This window comes from Anaerotignum faecicola (assembly GCA_024460105.1).
GTDB lineage: Bacteria > Bacillota > Clostridia > Lachnospirales > Anaerotignaceae > JANFXS01.
On sequence record JANFXS010000246.1, the window covers coordinates 1 to 464 of the forward strand.

The 464-nt window shown below is 56.5% G+C and carries 1 protein-coding gene; it reads left to right on the plus strand.

What is annotated here, in order from left to right:
• On the plus strand, positions 1-464 hold a 464-nt coding region (locus NE664_13780; GenBank protein MCQ4727703.1), incomplete at both ends, for a LysR substrate-binding domain-containing protein.

The following is a 464-nucleotide window of genomic DNA, read 5'->3' on the forward strand; positions in this document are numbered from 1 at the left end:
AAACCGCCAGACTCCGCTCCGGGTCGGCTCCTGCGTGACTCTGGCCAGCTTCCTGCTCCCCGGTGTGATTTCCCGTTTTATGAAAAGCAATCCGGAGTCCGTCATAAAAGTCACTGTGAACAATTCCAAAGAGATTGCTCAGCTTCTCCTTAGAAACGAATTGGATATCGGTCTGATCGAGGGTGTGGTCCCCGACGAGCAGCTGGAGAAAATCCCATTTTCCTCCTACCCGCTGGCCGTCATCTGCGCTCCCGACCATCCATTTGCCCGGCAAACCAGTCAGCCCGTATCCTTAGAACGCCTCCTGGAAGAGCCTCTCATCCTGCGGGAGGAGGGCTGTACAATCCGGGACGCCTTTGACTGCGCTCTGACCCTGCATAACTTAACCGCCGCTCCGCTGTGGTCCAGCACCAATTCTGACGTGATCGTCCAGGCTGTCCGTGAAAATCTGGGCATAGGCGTCG